The following is a 22,475-nucleotide window of genomic DNA, read 5'->3' as shown; positions in this document are numbered from 1 at the left end:
GGCCTCGACAGGCTGAACGCGGTCGCCGCGACGGCTGCGGCGACACCTCGGAGCAGAACCTACCGGAGAGTAGGGTCCACGTACATCGATTCGGACATAACGGATCGGTCGGTGGTGCCGCCGGTCCGGTCCGGGCCGCGACGGTACCCGTGACCGGCGCCGTCGCACGGGGTGGCACGCTGACCGGGTGCCCGCGATCGACGTGATCGACGAGACCTTCCTGGCCGTGCCCCGCGAGCGGGTCGCGGCGGAGTTCGCCGACCCGGCCCGGTGGCCGTCGTACTGGCCCGACCTGCGCCCCGAGGTCGCGCACGACCGCGGACCGGCCGGGCTGCGCTGGACCGTGACCGGCGCGCTCGTCGGGACCATGGAGGTCTGGTGCGAGCCGGAGGGCGACGGCACCGTCCTGCACTTCTTCCTGCGCGCGGACCCGGACGGCCCGCCGCCCGGTGGACGGCTGCGGCGCCGCCGGTGGCTGCGCGCGGAGTCCGACCGGCGGCACCGCGCGTTCAAGGCGCACGCCTTCGCGCTCAAGCGGCGCCTGGAGGGCGGGCGCCCGGCGGGCGTCGCGCCGTCGGCGTTCCGGCCGGACCGGACGGCCTGAGCGTGCGGCTGCACGTCGTCACCGACGTCCACGGCGCCACCGTCCCGCTCGCCCGCGCCGCCGAGGGCGCCGACGGGGTGCTGGTGCTCGGCGACCTGCTGGAGTTCATCGACTACCGCGACCCGACCAACGGGATCATCTCCCGGCTGCTCGGGCCCGAGGTGGCCGCGGAGTTCGGCCGGATGCGCCGGATCGGGGCGCCGCGCGCGCAGGTGCTGGGCCTGCTGGAGCGCTCCTGGGCCCGGTTCACCGACCCGGCCGCCGCCGTCGCCGAGGCCGTCGCCGCGCAGTACGCCGAGGTCTTCGGGGTCCTGGGCGGGCTCGGGGTGCCGGTCTGGGCGATCCCGGGCAACGTCGACGTCCCCGACGCCTGGCCCGACACCGACGGCGTCACCCGCGCCGACGGACGGGTGGTCGAGATCGGCGGTCGCCGGTTCGGCTTCCTCGGCGGGGTGCCGCTCCCGCCCGGGGTCGACCCGCGCCGCACCGGCCCCTGGCGGCCGCACTTCGTGACCCACGAGGACTGGACCGCGCGCCTGGACGCGCTCGGCCCGGCCGACGTGCTGTGCACCCACGTCCCGCCGGCGCACCCGGGCCTGACCTACGACGTCGTCACCCGCCGCGCCGAGATCGCCAGCGCGCCGCTGGCCGCGCGGATCCGGGCCGAGCAGCCGTCGCACGCCCTGTTCGGGCACGTGCACCAGCCGCTGCACCGCCGCGCGCGGATCGGCCGCACCGAGTGCGTCAACGCCGGACACTTCCGCGCGCACGGCACGCCCTACGTGCTCCGGTTCTGACCACCGGATAGCCTCCCGCCATGGCCGACGCGACCTCGTCCTCGATCCACATCGACGCCCCGCCGGAGCGGGTCATGGCGGTGATCGCGGACTTCGCGTCCTACCCCGAGTGGACCGACCAGATCACCAGCGTCGAGATCCTCGACGCCGGTGCCGACGGCCGCGCCCGCCAGGTCCGCTTCGCGATGGACGCCGGGGCCATCAAGGACACCTACACCCTCGACTACGACTGGGCCGCCGACGACCGCTCGGTGTCCTGGACGCTGGTCAAGGGCGGCATCCAGCGCGCCCAGGACGGCGCGTACCGGCTGGTCGGCGACGCCGGCGGCACCACCGTCACCTACGAGCTCAGCGTCGAGGTCAACTTCCCGATGATCGGGATGCTCCGTCGCAAGGCGGAGAAAGTGATCATCGACGCCGCACTGAAGGGCCTCAAGCGCCGCGTCGAGAAGGGCTGAGCCGGTCGGCGGCGACCCGGACGCGATCGTTAGGCTCCGCGCTGTGCGCGTCGTGCTCTTCACCGGCAAGGGCGGGGTCGGCAAGACGACCCTGGCCGCCGCGACGGCCGCGCACGTGGCCGGGACCGGCCGGTCCGCGCTGGTCGTGTCCACCGACCCGGCGCACTCCCTCGGCGACGCGCTGGACGCCGAGCTGGGCGCCGAGCCCACCGAGGTCACCGAGAACCTGTGGGGCGCCCACATCGAGGCCCGGCACCTGCTCGAGGGCGCCTGGGGCGACCTGCAGGGGCACCTGCGCACGATGCTCGCCGGGGCCGGGGTGGACGAGCTCGTCGCCGACGAGCTGACCGTGCTGCCCGGCGTCGAGGACCTCCTCGCGCTGGTCGAGGTGCAGCGCTACGCCGAATCGGGCCGCTTCGACGTCGTCGTCGTCGACTGCGGGCCGACCGCGGAGACGCTGCGGCTGCTCACCCTGCCCGAGGCGCTGTCGGGCTACCTGGAGCGGCTGTTCCCCGCGCACCGCCGCGCGGTGCGCGGCCTGGTCGCCGGGCTGGCCGGGGCCAAGGCCGACGGCGCGGGCTGGGACCGCACGGTCGACGCGCTCGGGGTGCTGGCCGAGCAGCTGCGCGGGCTGCGCGGCCTGCTCGCCGACCGCTCCCGCACCTCGATCCGGCTGGTGCTGACCCCGGAGCGGGTGGTCGCGGCCGAGACCCGCCGCACCCTGACCGCGCTCGCCCTGCACGAGCTGCGGGTCGACGGGCTGCTGGCGAACCGGGTGATGCCCGGCCCGCCGCCGTCGCTGCGCGGGCCCGCGGCGCGCTGGCTGCGCGAACGCGCCACCGAGCAGCAGTCCGTGCTCGCCGAGCTGGGCGAGCTCGGTGCGGACGTGCCGGTGACCGCGGTCCGCTACACCGCCGCCGAGCCGACCGGCGTCGGTGCGCTGCGCGAGCTGGCCCTGTCGGTCTACGGCGACGACGACCCCGCGGGCGCCGCCGACGGCGCCCCGCCGCGGCCGTTGATGGAGCTGCGCCGCACCGCAGGTCACGGCGTCTCCGCCGACACCGAGTTCGAGCTCGACGTGGCGCTGCCCGGCGCCCAGGACGCCCCGCTGGACCTCGCCCGGGTCGGCGACGACATGGTCGTCGGCATCGGGTTCTCCCGGCGCGTGGTCTCGCTGCCGTCGGTCCTGCGCCGCTGCGAGGCCACCGGTGCCCGGCTGGAGGGCCGCGGCTCCGACGCCCGCCTGGTGATCTCCTTCATGCCCGACCCGGGCACCTGGATGACCTCGTGAGCGGCCGTGACACGCGGGGCGGCACCCACTGCGGCGATCACGGCGGCATCCCGGAGGACCTGCGGGTCACCGCGGTGGCGCTGCTCGACCGGCTGCGTGCGGCCACCGAGACGATGTCGGACTCGCTGCGGGCTGGCGGGAGCGACCCCGGCCCCGGCGACGCCGGCTCCTGCACCGCCTGCCCGGTGTGCGCGCTGATCGCCGTCGTGCGGGGGGAGCGGTCGGAGCTGGTCACCCGGCTCGCCGCCCACGCCGGCGGGCTGCTCGCCGTGCTCGTCGCGGTGCTGGAGGAGGCCGCCCCGCCCGCGCGCCAGGAGCCCCGCCGCCCGCACGGCGGCGGACGCTCCGTGCAGCGGATCGTGGTGCACCGGACGTGAGCCCCCGGATGTCCGACGTCCGCACCATCGGGGTGGACGTCGGGGGCACCAGCGTGCGCGCGGGCGTCGTCGACGCCGAGGGGGAGATCCTCGACTCCGCCTCCGCGCCGACCCCGCGCACCGACGACGCGCTGGAGGCGGCCATCGCCGGCGCCGTCGACGAGCTGCGGCGCAGGCACACCGTCGCCGCCGTCGGGCTCGCGCTCGCCGGGTTCGTCGACGCCCCGCGCGGCCTGGTCCGCTACGCGCCGCACCTGTCCTGGCGCGACGCCCCGGTCGCCGAGCGGATCGGCGACCGGCTCGGCGGGATCCCGGTCGTCGTGGAGCACGACGCGAACTCCGCCGCGCTCGCCGAGCGGCGCCACGGCGCCGCGGCCGGTGCCTCGGTGGCGCTGGTGATCGCGCTGGGCACCGGGATCGGCGGCGCCCTGCTGCTCGACGGCGAGCTGTTCCGCGGCGCGCACGGCGTCGCACCCGAGCTGGGGCACCTGCGGGTCGTCCCGGACGGACGGGCCTGCCCGTGCGGCAAGCGCGGCTGCTGGGAGCGCTACTGCAGCGGGACCGCCCTCGGCGCCACCGCGCTGGAGATGCTCTCGGGCGGCGACGTGCCGGGCCCGTCCGGGCTGGCCCGCGAGGCCGCCGTCGACCCGGGGCGGGTCACCGGCAAGCGGGTCGCCGCGGCCGCCCGCGAGGGGGACCCGGTCGCCCGCGCCGCCGTCGACGACATGGGGCGCTGGCTGGGGGAGGGGCTCTCGCTCGTCGCGGACGTCTTCGACCCGGACCTCGTGGTGATCGCGGGCGGGGTGTCGGCGTCGGCGCCGCTGTTCCTCGACGCCGCCCGCGAGCACTACGCCCGCATCCTCACCGGGGCGGGCAACCGGCCGCTGGCCCGGATCCGGACCGCGCAGCTCGGCGCTGCCGCCGCCGTCGTGGGCGCGGCGACGCTGGCCCGCGAGAGCCTGCGGTCCGGCGCCCGGCGCTGAGCGCGCTACAGCCGCGAGCCGTCGTCCCAGGGGTCGGGGCCCTCGTCGGGGTCGGGGCTCCACAGCCGCAGCAGCAGCCAGCCCAGGCCGGCCGCGATGAGCACCAGCCCGAGCGGCAGCGGCCAGGTCCCGCCGACGCCGATCAGCCCCGGCGCGATGCACAGCAGCAGCCCCACCGCGATCAGCCCGCCACCCACGACGGCCGGTGGTCCCGGCCGCGGCAGCGGCGGCGGCTCCGGCGGGTGGTAGTGGTCGTCCGGGTCGGCACCCGTGCCGGTGCCCGGGTGCGGGGCGGCCGGGCCGGGCCGGTGCGCGGGCCGGTCGGCGCCGCCCGCCGCGCCCGCGGCGTCACCGGCGTCGCCGCGGTCCGTGCGGTCGGCGCGCTCCACGGGCTCGGCGGGCCAGTCCGGGACCGAGCCCTCGTCGCGCCAGGCGGCGACGATCGCGTCGAAGTCGTCGTCGGGCCGGTTCTCGCGGTCACGCGAGGGGTCTGCGGAACTCATACCGGTCCGTCCCTCCCCGCTCGCGGCGGCTCCCATCCTGTCACGGCCCGTGTCCCGCCCGACACCGCCCACGGGCCCGCGCGGGCGCCGCGCGGGGCCCGCCCGACCCCGGTGACCACCGCCCCGTTGTGAGGAGGTGTCGACGCTCCGTAGGCTGTCGCCGAAGTCGGTAGGGAGGCAGCGCAGGGTGCTGTACTGGTGGTCCAAGTTCGTGCTGCTCGGCCCGTTGATGAGGCTGTTCTGCCGGCCGGAGGTGCGCGGTGCCGAGAACGTGCCCGGTGGTGCCGGCGCGATCCTCGCCAGCAACCACCTCGCGGTGGCCGACTCCTTCTTCCTGCCGTTGATGCTGCCGCGCCGGGTGACCTTCCTCGCCAAGCGCGAGTACTTCACCGAGCCCGGGATCCGCGGCTGGTTCAAGAAGCAGTTCTTCACCGGCGTCGGGCAGGTCCCGGTGGACCGTTCCGGTGGGTCCGCGGCGCGCGCCGCGATGGACACCGCGGTCCGGCTGCTGAACGAGGGCAAGCTGCTCGGGATCTACCCGGAGGGCACCCGCTCGCCCGACGGGCGGCTCTACAAGGGCAAGACCGGCGTCGCCCGGATGGCCCTGGAGGCCGGGGTGCCGGTCATCCCGGTCGCGATGGTGGGCACCGACAAGGTCAACCCCATCGGCTCCAAGATGTGGCGCCCGCGCAAGGTGAAGATCGTGATCGGCGAGCCGCTGGACTTCTCCCGGTACGAGGGCATGGCCGGGGACCGGTTCATCGAGCGCTCCATGACCGACGAGATCATGTACTCGCTGATGGAGCTGTCCGGGCAGACCTACGTCGACCTCTACGCAGCGTCGGTCAAGGAGAAGGCCGCGGCCGGTGCGCCGCCGCCCGCGCCGTCGCGTCCCGCTCCGCAGCGGCCGGACGCGAACGTGCCCGACTCCCGCGCCTCCTGATCGACTTCGGAAGTGCGTCCCGGCGATCTGACCCACCGATGTGGAGCTGGGCGAAGGCTCCTCTGTCGGTGAGAGCCCGTGGTGGACCGACCTGTCGCCCGGCAGAATCCGGCGGTCGGTGACCTCTCGGGAGGCGAAGCAGGCAACCGAGCCGGCCGGAGCCGGACGGCGGCCCGCTCACCTGTCCGGTCAGTGGAGCTTCCGGCTTGCGACAAGGGCGTCGAGCATGCTCGTTTCGATCCGGTAGGTGGACGACCTCCTCTACGATCGAAGGTCGTCGAGCCGTGGCGGAGCTCAGTGCCGGTTCTTCGGCTCGGCGGCGGAGTGGCTGCCGGTGTCGTCCGACGGATGAGCTCGATGCCCGGGCTCGGCCGGTCCCGATATCGCGCGAGCGCAGTACGATCGCCGCACTGTTTCGTATGGGAGGCGCGATGACCGCCGGAACCCACCAGGCCGTCACGCTGGCCGACGTGAGTGCACGTCGGGACTACATCGTGGACGTCGGGCGCCGTCATGGTGTTTACAACATCCGTGTCTTCGGTTCCGTCGCGCGTGGCGAATCGACCCCCACCAGTGATCTCGACCTGCTGGTCGACCTGGAACCCGGCCATGGTTATGTCGACATGGTTTCCTTCGCGCTCGCGGTCGAGGACTCACTTGGGGTTCTCACACAGGTCGCCACGGTGAACGGTCTCAAACGCCGTGTCCGTGATCAGGTTCTCGCCGAGGCGGTGGCAGTGTGACCGTCTTCTCGAAGATCGCTCGTGATGGAGGGATCCCTGTTGGTCCGACGTGACCGGGAGCGGATCGCGGACATGTTGGAAGCCGCTGAGAAGATCCGGGTCCGGGTTGCGCGCGGCCGTGCGCGGTTTGATGCCGACGAGGACGTGCAGATCGTCTTGACGCATCTGATCCAGGTGCTCGGTGAGGCTGCTGCACGCGTGAGCCCCGAGCTGGCTGCTGCTCATCCGCACCTGCCGTGGCGGGCACTGGCGGGAATGCGCAATCGTGTCGTGCACGAGTACTTGGAGATCGATCTCGAGATCCTCTGGGCTGCTGCGTCTCAGGAAGTCCCGGCGCTGGCGGTCCAGCTGCGTGCGGTTCAGGCAACGGAGGACGCCTGACCCGGAGCGGTCCCGATCACGGCAGCAGAGGCACGTACGCTCGTCGGGCGGCACAGCTCAACGACCGAACCCGAGCCCAGGACGGCAATGCGCTTCTTCTACGACACCGAGTTCATCGAGGACGGCACGACGATCGACCTGGTGTCGATCGGGATCGTCGGCGAGGACGGCCGCGAGTTCTACGCCGTGTCCACCGAGTTCGACCCGGACCGGGCCGGCAAGTGGGTGAGGGCCAACGTGCTGCCCAAGCTGCCCTCGCCCAGCGACCGGGCCTGGATGTCGCGGGCCCGGATGCGCGAGGAGATCCTCGACTTCTGCACCGGCGCCCCCGGCGACGTCGAGCTCTGGGCCTGGATCGCCGCCTACGACCACGTGGCGCTGTGCCAGCTGTGGGGTGCGATGCCCGCGCTGCCGCGGCCGATCCCGCGCTTCACCCGCGAGCTGCGCCAGCGGTGGGAGGACGCGGGCCGCCCGGCGCTGCCCCCGCCGCCCGCCGAGGCGCACGACGCGCTCGCCGACGCCCGGCACAACCTGCGGCGCTGGGAAGTGATCGCCGAGACCCTCGCGACGGGGGCCGCGCCCCGGTAGGGATCGGCCCCGGCCTAGGCTGGGCCGCGTGAACTGGTCCGTCGACGCGCCGATCGACGTCCTCCCGGAGCTGCCGCCGCTGCCCGCGGACCTGCGCTCCGCCCTGGACGACGCGCTCTCCCGCCCTGCCGCCCAGCAGCCCGAGTGGCCCGACCCGTCGCAGGTGGGCGACGTGCGGAAGGTCCTCGAGTCCGTCCCGCCGGTGGTGCTGCCGCCGGAGGTCGACCGGCTGCAGTCGCGGCTCGCCGACGTCGCGAACGGTGAGGCGTTCCTGCTGCAGGGCGGCGACTGCGCCGAGACCTTCGTTGACAACACCGAGCCGCACATCCGGGCGACGATCCGCACGCTGCTGCAGATGGCCGTCGTCCTGACCTACGGCGCCTCGATGCCGGTGGTCAAGGTCGGCCGCATCGCCGGTCAGTACGCCAAGCCGCGCAGCTCGCCGATCGACGCGAGCGGGCTGCCGTCCTACCGCGGGGACATCGTCAACGGGCTCGCCCCGGACGCGCAGGGCCGCATCCCGGACCCGTCGCGGATGGTGCGCGCCTACGCGAACGCCTCGGCGGCGATGAACCTGGTCCGCGGGCTGACCGCGACCGGGCTGGCCGACCTGTCCAAGGTGCACGACTGGAACAAGGACTTCGTCCGCACCTCCGCCGCGGGCGTGCGCTACGAGGCCGTCGCCGCCGAGATCGACCGCGCGGTCCGCTTCATGGACGCCTGCGGGGTGCGCGACCACAACCTGCACCAGGTCGAGTTCTACGCCAGCCACGAGGCGCTGCTGCTCGACTACGAGCGCGCGATGCTGCGCCTGGACCTGGAGCGCGACCCCACCGGCGGGGAGTCGCCGAAGCTCTACGACCTGTCCACGCACTTCCTCTGGATCGGGGAGCGGACCCGTCAGCTCGACGGCGCGCACGTCGCCTTCGCGGAGCTGCTGGCCAACCCGATCGGCATGAAGATCGGCCCGACGACGACGCCCGACCAGGCCGTCGAGTACGTCGAGCGGCTCGACCCGCACAACCGCCCGGGCCGGCTGTCGCTGATCTCCCGGATGGGCAACGACAAGGTCCGCGACGTGCTCCCGGCGATCGTCGAGAAGGTGACCGCCTCCGGGCACAAGGTCATCTGGCAGTGCGACCCGATGCACGGCAACACCCACGAGGCCTCGACCGGCTACAAGACCCGGCACTTCGACCGGATCGTCGACGAGGTGCAGGGCTTCTTCGAGGTGCACCGGTCGCTCGGCACGCACCCCGGCGGCATCCACGTCGAGGTCACCGGCGAGGACGTCACCGAGTGCCTCGGTGGTGCGCAGCGGATCTCCGACACCGACCTCGCCGGCCGGTACGAGACCGCCTGCGACCCGCGGCTGAACACCCAGCAGAGCCTGGAGCTGGCGTTCCTCGTCGCGGAGATGCTGCGCGGCTGACCCGTCCGTCCCCGGGGCGGCTCCACCCGGAGCCGCCCCGGTGGTGTGTCTCAGGCCCCGGTGCTGGCCCGGGCCGCGAGCCGCGAGGGCAGCAGGGGGGCGGCGGCGCCGTCGCCGTCCCCGGCGAGCACGGCGGCCAGCCGCTGGGCCGCGGCCCGGCCGAGCTCCTCCGCCGGCAGCGCCACACTCGTCAGCGACGGCGCCGTGACCTGCGAGTACGGCAGGTCGTCGAACCCCGCGACGGCGATGTCCCCCGGCACGGCCAGCCCGAGCCGGTGCGCGGCGGCCAGCACGCCGTAGGCCATCGTGTCCGCCGCCGCGACGACCGCGGTGGCCCCGGCCGCCCGCCAGCGCGGCAGCGCCTCGGTGCTGACGTCGGCGGCGGCGTCGAGGGTCAGCCCGGCCCGGGTGCCGTCGTCGAGGACCCGCAGGCCGTGCTCGGCGGCGACCCGGGCGAGCAGCTCACGGCGCACGGTGAAGGTGGCCGAGGGCGTCGAGCCCTCCAGGTAGGCGAGCACCGTGTGCCCGGCCTCGGCGAGGTGCGCGACCAGCGCGCGCACGCCCGGCTCCAGGTCGAAGGTCACGGTGGCCGCGCGGCCCTCGAAGCCGGGGGCGTCCATCAGCACCAGTGGCGGGCCGCCCGGTTCGAGGTCGTCGAGGAACGTCGGCGACGGCGCGTGCACCAGCAGCCCGGCCGGGCGGAACGCCGCGACCCGGCGGACGTCGTCGGCGCCGGGCTGTTCGCCGCCCTCGATCACCGACAGCATCAGCTGGTGCCTGCTGCCCAGCGCCTCCCGGATCCCGGTGGTGACCCGCCCGAAGTAGGGGTTGGGGAGGTCGGGGGCGAGCAGCACGACGAGGTCGGTGGTCCCGCGGGCGAGCGAGCTCGCCGCGTGGTCGACCACGTAGCCCAGCTCGTCGACCGCGGCGCGGACCCGCTCGGTGATCACCGCGGACACCCGTCCGCGCGACTTGCCGTTCACCACCAGCGACACGGTGGACACGCTCGTCCCCGCCCGCCGGGCCACCATCGCCGCGGTCACCCGCCGGCCCACCGGTCCTGCCATCCGGCGAGCCTACCCGGACGCGCCACACATCAAGCGCTTGACGTCATGCGCTTGACAAGTCACAGTCGACACGTCCGGACCGCCCCGGGCGACCACGACGACGAGGTGGGACACCGGAGATGACCGAGAAGATCGTCCTGGACTGCGATCCGGGCCACGACGACGCGATCGCGCTGCTGCTCGCCCACGGCGACCCGCGGATCGAGCTGCTCGCCGTCACCACGGTCGTCGGGAACCAGACGCTGGACAAGGTGACCCGCAACGCGCTCTCGGTCGCGACCCTGGCCGGGATCACCGGCGTGCCGTTCGCGGCCGGCGCCGACCGCCCGCTGCTGCGGGAGATCTCCGTCGCCGCCGACATCCACGGCGAGAGCGGCCTGGACGGCCCGGAGCTGCCCGCACCGGCGTTCGCCGCGGTGGACACCCACGCCGTGGACCTCATCGTGGAGACCGTGCTGGCCCACGAGCCGGGCACCGTCACCCTCGTCCCCACCGGCGGGCTGACCAACATCGCGCTCGCCGCCCGGCGCGCCCCCGGGATCGTCGACCGGGTCAAGCGGGTGGTGCTGATGGGCGGCGGCGTCGCCGTCGGCAACCGGACCCCGGTGGCCGAGTTCAACATCGCCATCGACCCCGAGGCCGCCGCGATCGTGTTCGAGGCGGGCTGGGAGGTGGTCATGGTCGGGCTCGACCTGACCCACCAGGCGCTGGCCGGTCCCGAGGTGCGCCGCGCGATCCGCGCCGTCGGGACCGGCCCGGCGCGCTTCGTCGACGAGCTGCTGGACTTCTTCGCCGCCACCTACCGCGACGTCCAGGGCTTCGAGGCCCCGCCGGTGCACGACCCGTGCGCCGTCGCCCACGTCATCGACCCGACGATCGTGCGGGCGTTCCCGATGCCGATCGTCGTCGAGACCGCGGGCCGGCACACCACCGGGATGACGGTCGCCGACCGGCGCGGCCCGGCCCCGCAGGGATGCCGCACGCACGCCGCGCTCGAGCTCGACCACGCCCGCTTCTGGGGGCTCGTCGTGGACACCCTGCGCGCCATCGGCGACCCCGCCCTCCCGGCCACCACCGTCGCTGCAACGGAGCAGATCGCATGACCACCCCCGACCGCCGCCCGGTCGTCACGCTCGTCGTGGCGGTGCTGGCCGCCTGCGTGGCGTTCCAGCTCAACGCCTCGATGCTCAGCCCCGCGCTGGTCACCATGGCCCGCGAGCTGGGCACCGACGACGCCACCGTCGGCCTGTCCCAGACCATGTTCTTCACCCTCGCGGCGATGTTCTCGCTGTTCCTGCCGCGGCTGTCCGACATCGCGGGGCGCCGGCGGGTGCTGCTGGTGATGCTCGCGGTCATGCTGGTCGGCAGCGTCGTCGCCGCCCTCGCCGTCAGCGTGCCGATGCTGTTCGCCGGCCGGGCCCTGCAGGGCATCACCGGGCCGGTCGTCCCGATCTGCCTGCTCATGCTGCGCAGCGAGATCGCCGACCCGCGCCGCTACGGCATCGTGCTCGGCCTGATCACCGCCGTGAACGGCGGCGTGGCCGGTCTCGACGCGCTGCTCGGCGGCTGGCTGGCCACCCACCACGGCTTCCGCTCGATCTTCTGGGTCATCGCCGCGGTCACCGTCGTCGCGCTGGTGCTCGTCGCCGTGTGGGGCGTGGAGTCCCGCCCCTCGCAGGGCACCCGGATGGACTGGCGCGGGGTCGTCCCGCTGGTCGTCGCGGTCGGCGCGCTGCTGCTGGCCTTCGACGAGGCCGCCGCGCTGTCCGACGCGCGCTGGGGCCGGGTCGCCGGGTACGCGCTGCTCGCGGTCGTCGCCGCGGTGGTGTTCTGGCGGCTGCAGGGCCGCACCGCCCAGCCGCTCGTCGCGCCCGAGGACCTGCGCCGGCGCGCCACCTGGGCCACCCTCGGCACCACGCTGCTGACCATGACCGGCGTGTTCGCCGTGGTCAACGGCCTGGTCGCGTCGATCGCGCAGAACCCGGCGGCCGGGTTCGGGCTCGGAGCGGACCTCACCGCGCTCGCCCTGCTCGCCCCCTACGCGCTGATCGGCTGGCTGGTCGGGCCGTTCGCCGGTCGCCTGGCCCCGGTGCTCGGCTACCGCACCGTCCTGCGGGTCGGGCTGGCCGGCAGCGTCGTCGCCACCGTGCTGCTGGCGGTCGTGGGCGTGCACTCGTTCGCGGTGCTGGTCGTCGCGACGCTGCTGCTCGGCGTCACCTACGCCGGCATCGCCAACATCATGCTCAACGGCCTGGGCGTGCTGCTCTCGCCCGCCGACCGGCCCGGCATGCTGCCCGGGCTCAACGCCGGCGCGTTCAACCTCGGCGCCGGGATCAGCTTCGTGGTGCTGCCCGCGGTGCAGGTCGCCGTCGGCGGGGCCGGGCAGACCGGGGTCGGCGGCTACACCGCGGGCATGCTGGTCGGGGCCGCGTGCACCGCGGGCGCGTTCGCGCTGTCGCTGCTCATCCCGCGCCCGGCCGCCGCCGAGACCGGCGCCGCGCACGACGTGGTGGACGCCCGATGAGCCGGGTGCTGGTCGTCGGCTCGCTCAACGCCGACCTGGTGGTGCGCACCGAGCGCTTCCCGGGGCCGGGGGAGACCGTGGCCGGGTCGGACCTGACCGTGGGCCCCGGCGGCAAGGGTGCCAACCAGGCCGTCGCCGCCGCCCGGCTCGGGGCCGCCGCGGGGGTCGCCGTGGGGATGGTCGGCGCGGTCGGCGACGACGACCACGGCCGGACCGTCCGCGACGCCGTCGCCGCCGCCGGTGCCGACGTCGACGGGGTCACGGTGCGGACCGGCACGGCCACCGGCACCGCGGTCATCACCGTCGACGCCGCGGGCGACAACACGATCGTCGTCTCGCCCGGCGCCAACGCCACCCTGGAGCCGGGTGACCTGCCCTCCTTCGACGACGTCGCGGTGCTGACCCTGTGCCTGGAGATCGGTGTCCCGACGGTGCTGGCCGCCGCCCGGGCCGCCCGGGCCGCCGGGACCACGGTGGTGCTGAACCTCTCGCCCTACGCCCCGGTGCCCGCCGAGCTGCTCGCCGCCACCGACGTGCTCGTGGTCAACGAGCACGAGGCCGCGCTGCTGGGGGAGCACCCGGTGCCCCGGTCGGTCGTGACACGCGGGGCCGCGGGCTGCGAGGTGCACGACGCGGGAGCGGCTACGCTGTCCACAGTGGATGCGATGCGGGCGGACGTGGTGGACACCACCGGGTCGGGCGACGCCTTCCTGGCGGCCGTCGCCGTGCGGCTCGCCGCGGGGGACGAGCTGCCGGACGCCGCGCGCTACGCCGTGCGCGCCGGTGCCCTCGCGGTCACCGTCGCCGGGGCGCAGCTGCCCGCGATCGGCGACGCCGAGCGCACCCGCTTCGGGCTGTAGGGCCCCTCGAACGCCGGTGTCCCGGCCGGGCCGCCATCCGGCCGGGGCGCCGGCTCCCACCCGCGACGCGGGCTCAGAGCACGGTCAGCGTGATCGTGTCGCCGGGCTCGGCGTCGCCGCCCGCCCCCGGGTCCTGACCGACGACGCGGCCGTCGCGGCGGCCGAAGGGGAAGCTGCGCTCGATGTCGACCTCGAAGCCGTCCTGACGCAGCAGCGCCTCCGCCTCGTCGGCCCGCATGCCGATCACGAACGGCACGGAGGTGGGCGCCGCGGGCTCGGCGGTCGGCGCCGGGGGCGGCGGTGCCGGCTCGGCGCCCCGGCTGGTCACCAGGGTGACCGCGGCACCACCGGCGAGCCGGGTCCCGGCGGGCGGGTCGGTGCGGATCACCGCACCGGCGGGGACCTCGCTGCTGAACTCCTCGGCGCTCGTCGAGCGCACCGGGGTCAGCCCGGCGCGGCGCACGGCGTCCTCCGCGGTGTCCACGGCGCTGCCCGCGGGCACGTCGGGCACCGCGGGACGGCCGGTCGACACCACCAGGGTGACCGTGGTCCCGCGCAGCACCCGGGTCTCCGGGGCCGGGTCCACCTGCGCGACGAGGTCGGGCGCCACGTCGTCGTCGGCCCGTTCGGTGACCGTGGGCGTCAGGTCGGACTCGGCGACGAGCGCGGTCGCCCGCTCGCGGTCCAGACCGGTGACCGCGGGCATCGTGGTCCAGCGGCCCGACCCGAGCCACCAGGCTCCCGTCCCGGCCAGCGCGGCCAGCAGCAGGAGCAGCACCATCCACAGCGCGAACACCCGGCGGCCGCGACGGCGGCGCCCAGCCAGCTCCTCGCGGGTCATCGGCTCCGGCTGCCCGGCGGGGGTGACGGCGGTGCCGTGCGCGCCGCGGGCCCGGGTCTGCACCCGGGTGCCGCCGGGGCCCGGCGCGGCGGCGTCGAGCGGCCGGTGGCGCAGGGGGCCTGCGGGGAGGGTGGGGCCGTCGTCGGGCGGGGGCGGGCCGGGCGGACGCGGGGTCGCGGTCCGGGGCAGGCCCAGCCGGTCGGCCATGTCCAGCAGCTCGCGCCGGAAGTGCTCCGCATCGACCGGGCGCTGCTCGGGGTCCCGCGAGGTGGCCCGGGCGACGAGCGCGTCCACGGCCGGCGGCAGCCCCGGGACCAGCGCCGACGGCGGCGGCACGTCCTCGTTCACGTGGCGGTAGGCCACCGACAGCGGGTTGTCGGCGGTGTAGGGCGGCTGCCCGGTCAGCATCTCGTAGAGCACGACACCGGCCGCGTAGACGTCGCTGCGGCCGTCGGCGCGACCGGACACGACCTGCTCGGGGGAGAGGTAGGCCATGGTCCCGAGGATCATCCCGGCGTGGCTGACCCCGGCCTCGGCGGCCGCGGTGAGCAGGCCGAAGTCGGCCACCTTCACCTCGCCGCCGGAGGAGATCAGCACGTTCTCCGGCTTCACGTCGCGGTGCACCATGCCGAGCCGGTGCGCGCGGGCCAGCCCGGCGAGGACCGGTTCGAGCACCCGGACCGCGGCCGGGAGCCCCAGCGCACCGCGGGCGCGCAGCACGTCGCGCAGGGTGCCGCCGTCGACCAGCTCCATGACGACGAACAGGCTGGCCTCGCCCAGGGGCCCCGCGGGGACGGTGCCCCGGTCGTAGACGGCGACGACGCACGGGTGGTCGATCCTGGCCGCCAGCCGCGCCTCCCGGTCGAACCGGGTGCGGAAGGCGTGGTCCCCGGCCATCCGCGGGTCCATCACCTTGATCGCGACGGCGCGTTCGAGACGGGTGTCGGTGCCGTGGTGCACCGTCGACATGCCGCCGCGGGCCAGTACCGGGCCGACCCGGTAGCGGCCGTCGAGCAGCACCTCGCCGGGGCCGTCGGCGGCGAGCCGCCCGGCCCCACCCGGGGCGCCGGGATCGACCGGACCGGACGGTGAGCTCATCGCGGGTCAGGTTACCGGTGGGGATCGGGTCGGTCGTGCAGGTGGTCGGCGTAGGACCCCACCGCGTCGGCCGGTCCGGTGGGAGTCGGCGCCGCCCGGGGCGGTGTGGGACAGTGTCCGGCTGTGAACGAGTCCCTCCCCGCCGCTGTCACCGAGGAGACGCTGAGCGTCGCCGAGGTGGCCGACCGCCTGTCGATCCCCGTCTCCCGGGTGCACCAGCTCGTCCGCGACGGGCAGCTCCTGTCGTTCAAGAACGGGCACGACGTCGTCGTCCCGACCGCGCTGCTCGACGACGACGGTGTCGTGCGCGGGCTGCCGGGCACGATCGTCGTCCTCCGCGACGGCGGCTACGACGACGACGCCATCCTGAGCTGGCTGTTCACCGAGGAGGAGTCGCTCTCCGGTGCCCCGATCACCGCGCTGCGCGCGGGCCGGCACAAGGAGATCAAGCGCCGCGCCCAGGCCATGGCCTTCTGAGGGTTCTCCCCGGCCCGGTTCACCCGCGGGACGGACGCCCGGCGCGTTCGCGCGCCAGCTGGGTCCCGCGGGCGGCCAGCGCCCGGCCGAGCCGGGGCAGCGCGACGGCGGCCCGGCGCCGGTTCGGCACCGCGACCCGGTGGGTCAGCACGTCGTAGCCGGCGTCGGCGATCTCGTCGAGGATCTCCGCGTACAGCACCCGGGCGGCGCCGACGCAGGCCCGCGACACCGGCTCCAGCATCGGGATCCCCGGGTCGGCCCGCCGGTAGGTGGCCCGGGTCCGGGCGACCAGGTGGGCCAGGGCGCGGCGGATCCGCGGGTCCGGGCGCCCGGTGCGCCTGCTCCAGGTCAGCAGCTCCCGGTCGACGCCGAACGCGGCGAGCTCGTCGGCGGGCAGGTACACCCGGCCGCGGTCGAGGTCCTCGCCGACGTCGCGGAGGAAGTTCGTGATCTGGAACGCCACGCCCAGCAGCGCGGCGTGCGGCTCGGCCTCCGCCCGCGGGACGACCGTCCCGAGCACCGGCAGCGTCTGCAGCCCGATCACGGCGGCCGAGCCGTGCACGTAGACGGCCAGCTCGTCGTCGGTGGCGTAGTCGGAGACGGTGAGGTCCATCCGCATCGAGACCATGAAGTCCCGGAACAGCGACGCGTCGAGGTCGTGGCGGCGCGCGGTCTCGGCGACGGCGAGCACCTCGGGCCTGCTGCCGGGCAGCGGGGCGCCCGCCAGTGCGGCCGCCAGCTCGGCGTCGAGCGCGTCGAGCCGGGTGTGCGGGTCCCCGCCGCCCGCGCCGTCGGGGTCGTCGACGATCTCGTCGGCGAAGCGGGCGAAGCCGTAGAGGGCGTGGATGTCGACCCGTCGTGCCGGGGGCAGCAACCGGGTCGCCAGGAAGTAGGTGCGCCCGTGCTCGGCGTGCAGCGCGCGGCAGGCCGCGTAGGCGGCGCGCAGCTGCGGGTCGGTCAGGCCGGCGGCGTCGAGCTCGACGCGCCCGGCCCGCTCAGCCGCGGACGCCCGCATCGGTGGTGGGCGCGGTCGACGGTGCCTCCGGGGCGCCCCGGCGCAACCCCAGCGGGTCCGGGCGGAGCAGCGACACCGCGGCCAGGACACCGGCCAGGGCACACGCCAGCAGGTAGTGCGGCACATAGAGGGCGGTCTCGCCGTCGGGGAAGTACACGATCATCAGCCAGATCGAGCCGACGACCACCCACTGCAGCCCGCGCGCGCTCCACGGGGTCATCGCGAGCAGGCAGAACCCCCAGCTCAGATACCACGGCAGCGTGGTGGGGGAGAGCACGGCGGCCAGCGCGAGGGCGATCGCGGCGTTGCGCACCGCGGCCCGCGGGTCGTCGCGGCCGCGCCACCACAGCAGGGCGATCAGCAGGCCCATCACCAGCGCGCCGAGGAACCGGAACGTGTCGACGAACGCCTGGGTGTTCACCTCACCGGCGAACATCCCGGCCACGCTCGCGGTCGCCTGACCGAACGCGGTCGGCACCGACAGCCAGTTCACGATCATCGACGGGGCGCTGAGCGCGGGCAGCCAGCCCAGCCCGAGACCGGTGAGCCAGGTGGCGCCGCCGAACACGACGCCGAACACGGCCACCGACGGCACCCCGGCCCGGACCAGCCGCGACCAGAACCCGCCGGACAGCTTCGCGGCCCACACCAGCACCAGGAACGGCAGCACGATCCCGGCCGAGGCCTTCACCGCCATCGCCAGCGACGCGACGGCGATCGCCCACACGAACCGCTGCCGCAGCGCCAGCAGCGCCGCCAGCGGCAGCAGGCCGACGACCAGCAGGTCGTTGTGCACCCCGCCGACCATGTGCACGACCATCACCGGGTTCGCCACGGCCAGCCACAGCGCGACCGCCGGGCGCCCGCCGAGGCGCCGGGTCAGCGCGGGCAGCACCGCCACGAGCAGCAGCAGCCCGGTGACCAGGGTCAGCCGCATCAGCACGACGCCGAGCAGCACGTTCTGGCCGGCCAGCAGGACCACGCCCTGCGCGAGCAGGATGAACAGGGGCCCGTAGGGGGCGGGGGTGTCCTGCCAGAAGAAGTGAACGTTGTCGGTGAAGATCCCGCCCATGGTGTCCGGCCCGACGACGTACGGGTCGTACCCGGCCAGCGGCAGCGCGCCCTGGGCGAGGTAGCTGTAGGGGTCGCGGGTGAACAGCGGCGCCGTGACGAGCATCGGCAGCATCCACACCGCCGCCGTCGTCAGCACCGCGCGGCCACCGGCGCGACGGGCGAGCACGGCGCGGCCCAGCCGCACCCACGCCCACACCATCAGCACCAGGCCGACGTAGATCACGATCGTCGCGAGCATCGCGCCGTGGCCGTAGCGCCAGAACGACAGCGCCGAGTTGCCGATCACCGGGTCCCGCATCGGGATCCCGCCGCCGCCGAACGAGCCGAGGAACATCAGCACGGTCCCGGCCAGCCCCAGCAGCAGGACGCCCCGCGGCGGCGAGCCGAGCCGCTCGACCAGGCCGGGGCCCGCGGTCCGCGGTGCGGGTGGCGGGGGCACGACCGCGCCCGTGCCGGGGTCCGGCGTCACCGGTTCGGGTGCCGCCGGGCGGGGGAGCGGGGGCGAGGGCTGAGCCGTCATCGTGTCCGTGTGTGCTGGTCGGGCATCGTCGGGAAGCATGATTCCACGCCCCTCGGCGCTCGTACTCGGCGCCCGCCCGCAGTGCCCCTCCTCAGGGCCCCGTGCGTGCGGCGGCCCCGCGTCCGGCGTGCTCGGCCGGGCGCGGACCGGTGATCCGTTCGGCCGCGAGCCGGCCGGAGATCAGTACCGGCGGGATCCCGACGCCCGGGGTCGTCCCGCACCCGGCGAGCACCGCGTTCGCCGTCCCGCGGACCAGGTTGCGCGGCCGGAACGGACCGGTCTGGGCCAGTGTGTGCGACGCCGAGAACGGCGTGCCCGCGGCCATCCCGGCGGCCGCCCAGTCCTGCGGGGTCCACATCCGGGTCCAGCTCGGCTGCGCGGAGGGGTCCACCAGCCCGCGGTCGGCGAGCACACCGAACAGCTCCTCGGCGTACGCCGGGCCGACCCGGTCCCAGTCGATGCCGGGCGCCACCGCGGTGTTCGGGCACGGGGCGAGCACGCTCATGACCTCGCGCCCGCCGGGCTGCAGCGACGGGTCGGTCAGCCCGGGCCGGGTGACCAGCAGTGACGGGTCGGACATCAGCCGTCCCTCGTCGATGATCTCGCGGAAGGTACCCGCCCAGGAGCCGCCGAAGGAGATCGTGTGGTGGTGCTGCGCGGTGCCGGGGGCGGGCGCGGGCATCCCGGCGTGCACGACGACGGCGCTGGGCGACCAGCGCAGCCCGACCGGGCGCCGCGGGGCCCCGCCGAGCAGGGCGTAGGCCGCGGGGAGCTCCGGGGTGAGCACGACCGCGTCGCACGGGGTCAGCGACTCGTCGGCGCCGTCGGGACCGGTGTGCCGGACCGCGGTGACCCGGTCCCCGGAGCGGTCCAGGCCGGTCACGGTGCGGCCGTAGTGGATCTCCGCTCCCGCGTCGGCGGCGGCGCCGGCCAGCGCGGTGCCCATCATCCGCATGCCGCCGCGCGGGAAGTAGACGCCCGCGACGGTGTCCATGTAGGCGATCACGCCGTAGGCGCCGAGCGCGTCGCGCGGGGAGACACCGGCGTAGAGCGCCTGGAAGGAGAACACCCGGCGCAGCCGCTCGTCGGGCAGGAAGCGGTCGATCCGCTTCCCGAGCCGCCCGAAGCCGCCGAGTGCGGCGAGCCGGGCCAGGTCGGGGCCGAGCAGCGACAGCGGCGAGTCCATGTTCGCGCCGATGAAGTTGTCCATCTCGGCGCGGTAGAGGTCGGTGAGCCAGCGGCGCAGCCGCCGGTACCCGGCCGCGGAGTCCGGGCCGCACTGCTCGCGGATCTCGTGCTCCATGGCGGCGGCGTCGGTGTGCACCGCGATGGCCGAGCCGTCGGCGAACTCGGCCCGGTAGGCCGGGTCGAGCCGGACGAGGTCGAGCCGGTCCGCGGTCGTCTCGCCGACGGCGGCGAAGGCGGAGTCCAGCAGCTCCGGCATGGTCAGCACGGTCGGCCCGGTGTCCAGGGCGTAGGTGCCGTGGTCGTCGGTCACGTCGAGCCGCCCGGCGCGGCCGCCGGGGAAGCCCTCCCGCTCGACGATCGTGACGCGGCGGCCCGCGCCCAGCAGGTGCAACGCCGTCGACAGCCCGGCCAGCCCCGCCCCCACGACGACGACGTGGTCGGTGTGCCCCTCGATCCGCCGCACCCCGCTCACCAGGCCCGCCGGGTCGCACGCTCGGCCAGCTCGAACAGGTGTGAGCGGCCCGGTTCGGCGACCGGTGCGGAGTCGAGCGCGTCGAGCGCGGCGCCGGTGAGCGCGGCGATCCGCTGCTCCACCGACTGCACCGCGCCCAGCTCCGACAGCGCGGAGCGGGCCCGGTCCAGGCTCGCGGCGTCCAGGTCGGGGTCACCGAGCGCGGAGAGGACGACGTCGGCCGCGGCCCGGTCCCCGCGCTGCTCGGCGCGCTGCAGGGCCGCGGCGACCAGCAGGGTCCGCTTGCCCTCACGCAGGTCGTCCCCGGCGGGCTTGCCGGTGACCCGCGGGTCGCCGAACACGCCCAGCAGGTCGTCGCGCAGCTGGAACGCGACGCCGATGTCGGCTCCGTAGCGCCGGTAGGCCGCGACGACCCGCGGGTCGGCCCCGGCGATCGCCGCGCCCAGGTGCAGCGGCCGCTCCACGGTGTAGGCGGCGGTCTTGAACCGGTCGATGGTCAGCGCGGTCGACTCGGCGGTGTCCCCGGAGGCCTGGGCCAGCACGTCGAGGTACTGGCCGGACAGCACCTCGGTGCGCATCGCCCGCCACGGCTCGGCGGCGCGGGTGTGGGCGCCCTCGGGGAGCGCGGCGGCGTGGAACATGTCGTCGGCCCACACCTGGGCCAGGTCCCCGACGAGGATCGCGACGGCGGCGCCGAACCGGGCCGGCGGGCCCGACCAGCCGTTCGCCGCGTGCATCCGGGCGAACTCGACGTGCACCGTGGGCCGGCCGCGCCGGGTCGAGGAGGCGTCCATCAGGTCGTCGTGGACCAGCGCGCACGCCTGGATCAGCTCCAGCGAGGCGATCGCGCTCAGCACGCCCTGCGCGTGCGGGTCGGCCGGGTCACCGCCCGCGCCGCGCCAGCCCCACCAGGCGAAGGTGGGCCGCAGCCGCTTCCCACCGCCCAGGACGAACCCGGCCAGCGCGTCGGCGGCCGCCGCGACGACCGGGTCGATGCCCAGCACCTCGGTGCGGCGGCGGTCCAGGTACCCGGCCAGCACCCGTTCCACGTGCTGGGGCAGCGCGTCGTCGAGCGGCGCCGGACCTGCCGTGGACAGGCCCGGGGATCCGGACGGACCGGACGGTGCGGACACGGGGGAGACGGGGTCGGCCACGACGACCAGGCTATCGGTGCACCCGGGACCCGGCCCGTCGATGCCGTCGTGGTGCACGTCATGGCGGGGCGCGGGCGGTGCGCGCCGGTCGGTGGACGACCGACCGGCGGTGGGCACCGTAAGGTCGTCGGGGTGACGACGAGCTCCGCATCCACGGTGACCGAACGGATCAACGTCGACCGCCCCTTCTTCGCGGTGGAGTTCTTCCCGCCCAAGGACGACCGGGGCGAGGCGGAGCTGTGGCGCGCCATCCGCCGCCTCGAGGTGCTCGACCCCGCCTACGTGTCGGTGACCTACGGCGCGGGCGGCTCCAGCCGCGACCGCACCGTGCGCACGGTCGAGCGGATCGCCACCGACACCACCCTCTGCTCGATGGCGCACCTGACCGCCGTCTCGCACTCGACCGACGAGCTGCGCCACGTGATCGGGTCGCTGGCCGCCGCGGGCGTCCGCAACATCATGGCGCTGCGCGGGGACCCGCCCGGCGACCCGCTCGGCGAGTGGGTCGCCCACCCCGAGGGGCTCGAGTACGCCGACCAGCTCGTCGCGCTGATCAAGCGGTCCGGCCCGTTCTGCGTGGGCGTCGCCGCGTTCCCCTACGGCCACCCGCGCTCGGCCGACCTCGACGCCGACACCGAGCGGCTCGTCGGGAAGTTCCGGGCGGGGGCGGAGTTCGCCGTCACCCAGCTGTTCCTGGAGCCCGACGGCTTCCTGCGGCTGCGCGACCGGGTCGCCGCCGCCGGTTTCGACCAGCCGATCATCCCCGGCATCATGCCGCTGACGTCGGAGAAGACCTTCCACAAGGGGCCCGAGCTGTCGGGCTCGCCGCTGCCGGCGGCGCTCGTCGAGCGGCTCGCGCCCTACTCCGGTGACACGGCGGCGTTCCGCGCCGCGGGCATGGAGGTCACCGGCGAGCTGTGCGAGCGGCTGCTCGCCGAGGGTGTCCCCGGGATCCACTTCTACTGTCTCAACCGGTCGACGGCGACGACCGAGCTGGTCGAGCGTCTCGGGCTGGCGCCGCGCCACGAGGGCACCCGGCTCTCCACGCCGGCCTGACCGTCCGCGGCGGGGCCCGCACCGGCCCG

23 protein-coding genes are annotated in these 22,475 nt (G+C 75.4%); 16 read left to right on the top strand and 7 right to left on the bottom strand.

Going from position 1 to position 22,475, the window contains the following annotated elements; translation table 11 throughout:
• Window positions 1-187: 187 nt before the first annotated feature.
• From ND486_RS17205 to ND486_RS17180, 6 genes are read left to right on the top strand one after another with little or no spacing between them, the layout of a single operon-like run.
• Complete coding sequence (locus ND486_RS17205; protein WP_062396088.1) at window positions 188-604, top strand: hypothetical protein; 417 nt, start codon at window positions 188-190, stop codon at window positions 602-604.
• A gap of 2 nt (window positions 605-606) precedes the next feature.
• The gene (locus ND486_RS17200) at window positions 607-1,401 is read left to right on the top strand and encodes a metallophosphoesterase (RefSeq protein ID WP_251785136.1); all 795 of its coding nucleotides are present in this window, start codon (window positions 607-609) and stop codon (window positions 1,399-1,401) included.
• 20 nt (window positions 1,402-1,421) lie between these two features.
• Complete coding sequence (locus tag ND486_RS17195) at window positions 1,422-1,859, top strand: SRPBCC family protein (RefSeq protein WP_020623841.1); 438 nt, start codon at window positions 1,422-1,424, stop codon at window positions 1,857-1,859.
• Window positions 1,860-1,902: 43 nt separating this feature from the next.
• On the top strand, window positions 1,903-3,150 hold the full coding sequence (locus tag ND486_RS17190; protein WP_251785135.1) for an ArsA family ATPase: 1,248 nt from the start codon (window positions 1,903-1,905) through the stop codon (window positions 3,148-3,150).
• A complete protein-coding gene (locus ND486_RS17185; protein WP_251785134.1) occupies window positions 3,147-3,527 on the top strand; it encodes a hypothetical protein in 381 nt (126 codons plus the stop codon). Before ND486_RS17190 ends, ND486_RS17185 begins: the two co-directional genes overlap by 4 nt.
• An 8-nt stretch (window positions 3,528-3,535) precedes the next feature.
• On the top strand, window positions 3,536-4,510 hold the full coding sequence (locus tag ND486_RS17180) for an ROK family protein (protein ID WP_251785355.1): 975 nt from the start codon (window positions 3,536-3,538) through the stop codon (window positions 4,508-4,510).
• 5 nt (window positions 4,511-4,515) lie between these two features.
• Here ND486_RS17180 and ND486_RS17175 read toward each other — a convergent pair whose 3' ends face one another.
• On the bottom strand, window positions 4,516-5,013 hold the full coding sequence (locus ND486_RS17175; protein ID WP_251785133.1) for a hypothetical protein: 498 nt from the start codon (window positions 5,011-5,013) through the stop codon (window positions 4,516-4,518).
• Between the two features lie 187 nt (window positions 5,014-5,200).
• Here ND486_RS17175 and ND486_RS17170 point away from each other — a divergent pair, with 187 nt between their 5' ends.
• The 5 genes from ND486_RS17170 (at window position 5,201) to ND486_RS17150 (ending at window position 9,100) form a co-directional block, all read left to right on the top strand.
• On the top strand, window positions 5,201-5,956 hold the full coding sequence (locus ND486_RS17170) for a 1-acyl-sn-glycerol-3-phosphate acyltransferase (RefSeq protein WP_062396084.1): 756 nt from the start codon (window positions 5,201-5,203) through the stop codon (window positions 5,954-5,956).
• Window positions 5,957-6,387: 431 nt separating this feature from the next.
• Window positions 6,388-6,699, top strand: a complete 312-nt coding sequence (locus ND486_RS17165; protein ID WP_251785132.1) for a nucleotidyltransferase family protein — start codon at window positions 6,388-6,390, stop codon at window positions 6,697-6,699.
• Between the two features lie 24 nt (window positions 6,700-6,723).
• Window positions 6,724-7,080 carry a DUF86 domain-containing protein gene (locus ND486_RS17160; protein WP_251785131.1) on the top strand — a complete coding sequence of 119 codons (357 nt, stop codon included), beginning with the start codon at window positions 6,724-6,726 and terminating at the stop codon, window positions 7,078-7,080.
• An 87-nt stretch (window positions 7,081-7,167) separates the two neighbouring features.
• On the top strand, window positions 7,168-7,668 hold the full coding sequence (locus ND486_RS17155; RefSeq protein WP_062396083.1) for a polyadenylate-specific 3'-exoribonuclease AS: 501 nt from the start codon (window positions 7,168-7,170) through the stop codon (window positions 7,666-7,668).
• Window positions 7,669-7,696: 28 nt separating this feature from the next.
• Complete coding sequence (locus ND486_RS17150; protein ID WP_208824702.1) at window positions 7,697-9,100, top strand: class II 3-deoxy-7-phosphoheptulonate synthase; 1,404 nt, start codon at window positions 7,697-7,699, stop codon at window positions 9,098-9,100.
• A gap of 50 nt (window positions 9,101-9,150) precedes the next feature.
• On the opposite strand, the gene ND486_RS17145 is transcribed toward ND486_RS17150, so the two are convergent.
• The gene (locus ND486_RS17145; protein ID WP_208824704.1) at window positions 9,151-10,167 is read right to left on the bottom strand and encodes a LacI family DNA-binding transcriptional regulator; all 1,017 of its coding nucleotides are present in this window, start codon (window positions 10,165-10,167) and stop codon (window positions 9,151-9,153) included.
• Between the two features lie 119 nt (window positions 10,168-10,286).
• On the opposite strand from ND486_RS17145, the gene ND486_RS17140 reads away from it, so the two are divergent.
• The 3 genes from ND486_RS17140 to ND486_RS17130 are packed head-to-tail and all read left to right on the top strand — an operon-like array spanning window position 10,287 to window position 13,551.
• On the top strand, window positions 10,287-11,270 hold the full coding sequence (locus ND486_RS17140) for a nucleoside hydrolase (protein WP_251785130.1): 984 nt from the start codon (window positions 10,287-10,289) through the stop codon (window positions 11,268-11,270).
• Window positions 11,267-12,691, top strand: a complete 1,425-nt coding sequence (locus ND486_RS17135; RefSeq protein ID WP_251785129.1) for an MFS transporter — start codon at window positions 11,267-11,269, stop codon at window positions 12,689-12,691. The genes ND486_RS17140 and ND486_RS17135 overlap by 4 nt, the downstream gene beginning before the upstream one ends.
• Window positions 12,688-13,551 (top strand): ribokinase, encoded by an 864-nt coding sequence (locus ND486_RS17130; RefSeq protein ID WP_251785128.1) that lies wholly within the window; start codon window positions 12,688-12,690, stop codon window positions 13,549-13,551. Before ND486_RS17135 ends, ND486_RS17130 begins: the two co-directional genes overlap by 4 nt.
• A gap of 73 nt (window positions 13,552-13,624) precedes the next feature.
• Here ND486_RS17130 and pknB read toward each other — a convergent pair whose 3' ends face one another.
• Window positions 13,625-15,490, bottom strand: coding sequence for a Stk1 family PASTA domain-containing Ser/Thr kinase (gene pknB / locus ND486_RS17125; RefSeq protein WP_251785127.1), 1,866 nt, complete (start codon window positions 15,488-15,490; stop codon window positions 13,625-13,627).
• 123 nt (window positions 15,491-15,613) lie between these two features.
• Here pknB and ND486_RS17120 point away from each other — a divergent pair, with 123 nt between their 5' ends.
• A complete protein-coding gene (locus ND486_RS17120) occupies window positions 15,614-15,967 on the top strand; it encodes an Rv2175c family DNA-binding protein (protein ID WP_062396076.1) in 354 nt (117 codons plus the stop codon).
• A 19-nt stretch (window positions 15,968-15,986) separates the two neighbouring features.
• On the opposite strand, the gene ND486_RS17115 is transcribed toward ND486_RS17120, so the two are convergent.
• The 4 genes from ND486_RS17115 to ND486_RS17100 all read right to left on the bottom strand — a co-directional run bounded on the left by ND486_RS17115 (window position 15,987) and on the right by ND486_RS17100 (window position 21,333).
• Entirely contained in the window at window positions 15,987-16,982 is a 996-nt protein-coding gene (locus tag ND486_RS17115; protein WP_251785126.1) for a phytoene/squalene synthase family protein, read from the bottom strand.
• Window positions 16,963-18,495 carry a polyprenol phosphomannose-dependent alpha 1,6 mannosyltransferase MptB gene (gene mptB, locus ND486_RS17110; RefSeq protein ID WP_251785125.1) on the bottom strand — a complete coding sequence of 511 codons (1,533 nt, stop codon included), beginning with the start codon at window positions 18,493-18,495 and terminating at the stop codon, window positions 16,963-16,965. The genes ND486_RS17115 and mptB overlap by 20 nt, the downstream gene beginning before the upstream one ends.
• A gap of 172 nt (window positions 18,496-18,667) precedes the next feature.
• Window positions 18,668-20,227 carry a phytoene desaturase family protein gene (gene crtI / locus ND486_RS17105; protein ID WP_251785124.1) on the bottom strand — a complete coding sequence of 520 codons (1,560 nt, stop codon included), beginning with the start codon at window positions 20,225-20,227 and terminating at the stop codon, window positions 18,668-18,670.
• Between the two features lie 5 nt (window positions 20,228-20,232).
• Window positions 20,233-21,333 (bottom strand): polyprenyl synthetase family protein, encoded by a 1,101-nt coding sequence (locus ND486_RS17100; protein ID WP_062403344.1) that lies wholly within the window; start codon window positions 21,331-21,333, stop codon window positions 20,233-20,235.
• A 189-nt stretch (window positions 21,334-21,522) separates the two neighbouring features.
• On the opposite strand from ND486_RS17100, the gene ND486_RS17095 reads away from it, so the two are divergent.
• A complete protein-coding gene (locus ND486_RS17095; protein WP_062396074.1) occupies window positions 21,523-22,446 on the top strand; it encodes a methylenetetrahydrofolate reductase in 924 nt (307 codons plus the stop codon).
• The last annotated feature ends 29 nt before the right edge of the window (window positions 22,447-22,475 follow it).

Source organism: Pseudonocardia sp. DR1-2 (assembly GCF_023717215.1).
Classification (GTDB): Bacteria; Actinomycetota; Actinomycetes; order Mycobacteriales; family Pseudonocardiaceae; genus Pseudonocardia; species Pseudonocardia alni.
Note: the sequence above shows the minus strand (reverse complement) of the source record. Positions and strands in the feature narration are given on the sequence as shown.

What these genes read in the sequence shown, in the direction of transcription:
- pknB (WP_251785127.1), bottom strand. Translation starts at nt 15,490, where the DNA reads ATGAGCTCACCGTCCGGTCCGGTCGATCCCGGCGCCCCGGGTGGGGCC.
- ND486_RS17160 (WP_251785131.1), top strand. Translation starts at nt 6,724, where the DNA reads ATGGAGGGATCCCTGTTGGTCCGACGTGACCGGGAGCGGATCGCGGAC.
- ND486_RS17180 (WP_251785355.1), top strand. Translation starts at nt 3,536, where the DNA reads ATGTCCGACGTCCGCACCATCGGGGTGGACGTCGGGGGCACCAGCGTG.
- ND486_RS17135 (WP_251785129.1), top strand. Translation starts at nt 11,267, where the DNA reads ATGACCACCCCCGACCGCCGCCCGGTCGTCACGCTCGTCGTGGCGGTG.
- ND486_RS17155 (WP_062396083.1), top strand. Translation starts at nt 7,168, where the DNA reads ATGCGCTTCTTCTACGACACCGAGTTCATCGAGGACGGCACGACGATC.
- ND486_RS17175 (WP_251785133.1), bottom strand. Translation starts at nt 5,013, where the DNA reads ATGAGTTCCGCAGACCCCTCGCGTGACCGCGAGAACCGGCCCGACGAC.
- ND486_RS17130 (WP_251785128.1), top strand. Translation starts at nt 12,688, where the DNA reads ATGAGCCGGGTGCTGGTCGTCGGCTCGCTCAACGCCGACCTGGTGGTG.
- ND486_RS17165 (WP_251785132.1), top strand. Translation starts at nt 6,388, where the DNA reads ATGACCGCCGGAACCCACCAGGCCGTCACGCTGGCCGACGTGAGTGCA.
- ND486_RS17140 (WP_251785130.1), top strand. Translation starts at nt 10,287, where the DNA reads ATGACCGAGAAGATCGTCCTGGACTGCGATCCGGGCCACGACGACGCG.
- ND486_RS17195 (WP_020623841.1), top strand. Translation starts at nt 1,422, where the DNA reads ATGGCCGACGCGACCTCGTCCTCGATCCACATCGACGCCCCGCCGGAG.
- ND486_RS17145 (WP_208824704.1), bottom strand. Translation starts at nt 10,167, where the DNA reads ATGGCAGGACCGGTGGGCCGGCGGGTGACCGCGGCGATGGTGGCCCGG.
- ND486_RS17115 (WP_251785126.1), bottom strand. Translation starts at nt 16,982, where the DNA reads ATGCGGGCGTCCGCGGCTGAGCGGGCCGGGCGCGTCGAGCTCGACGCC.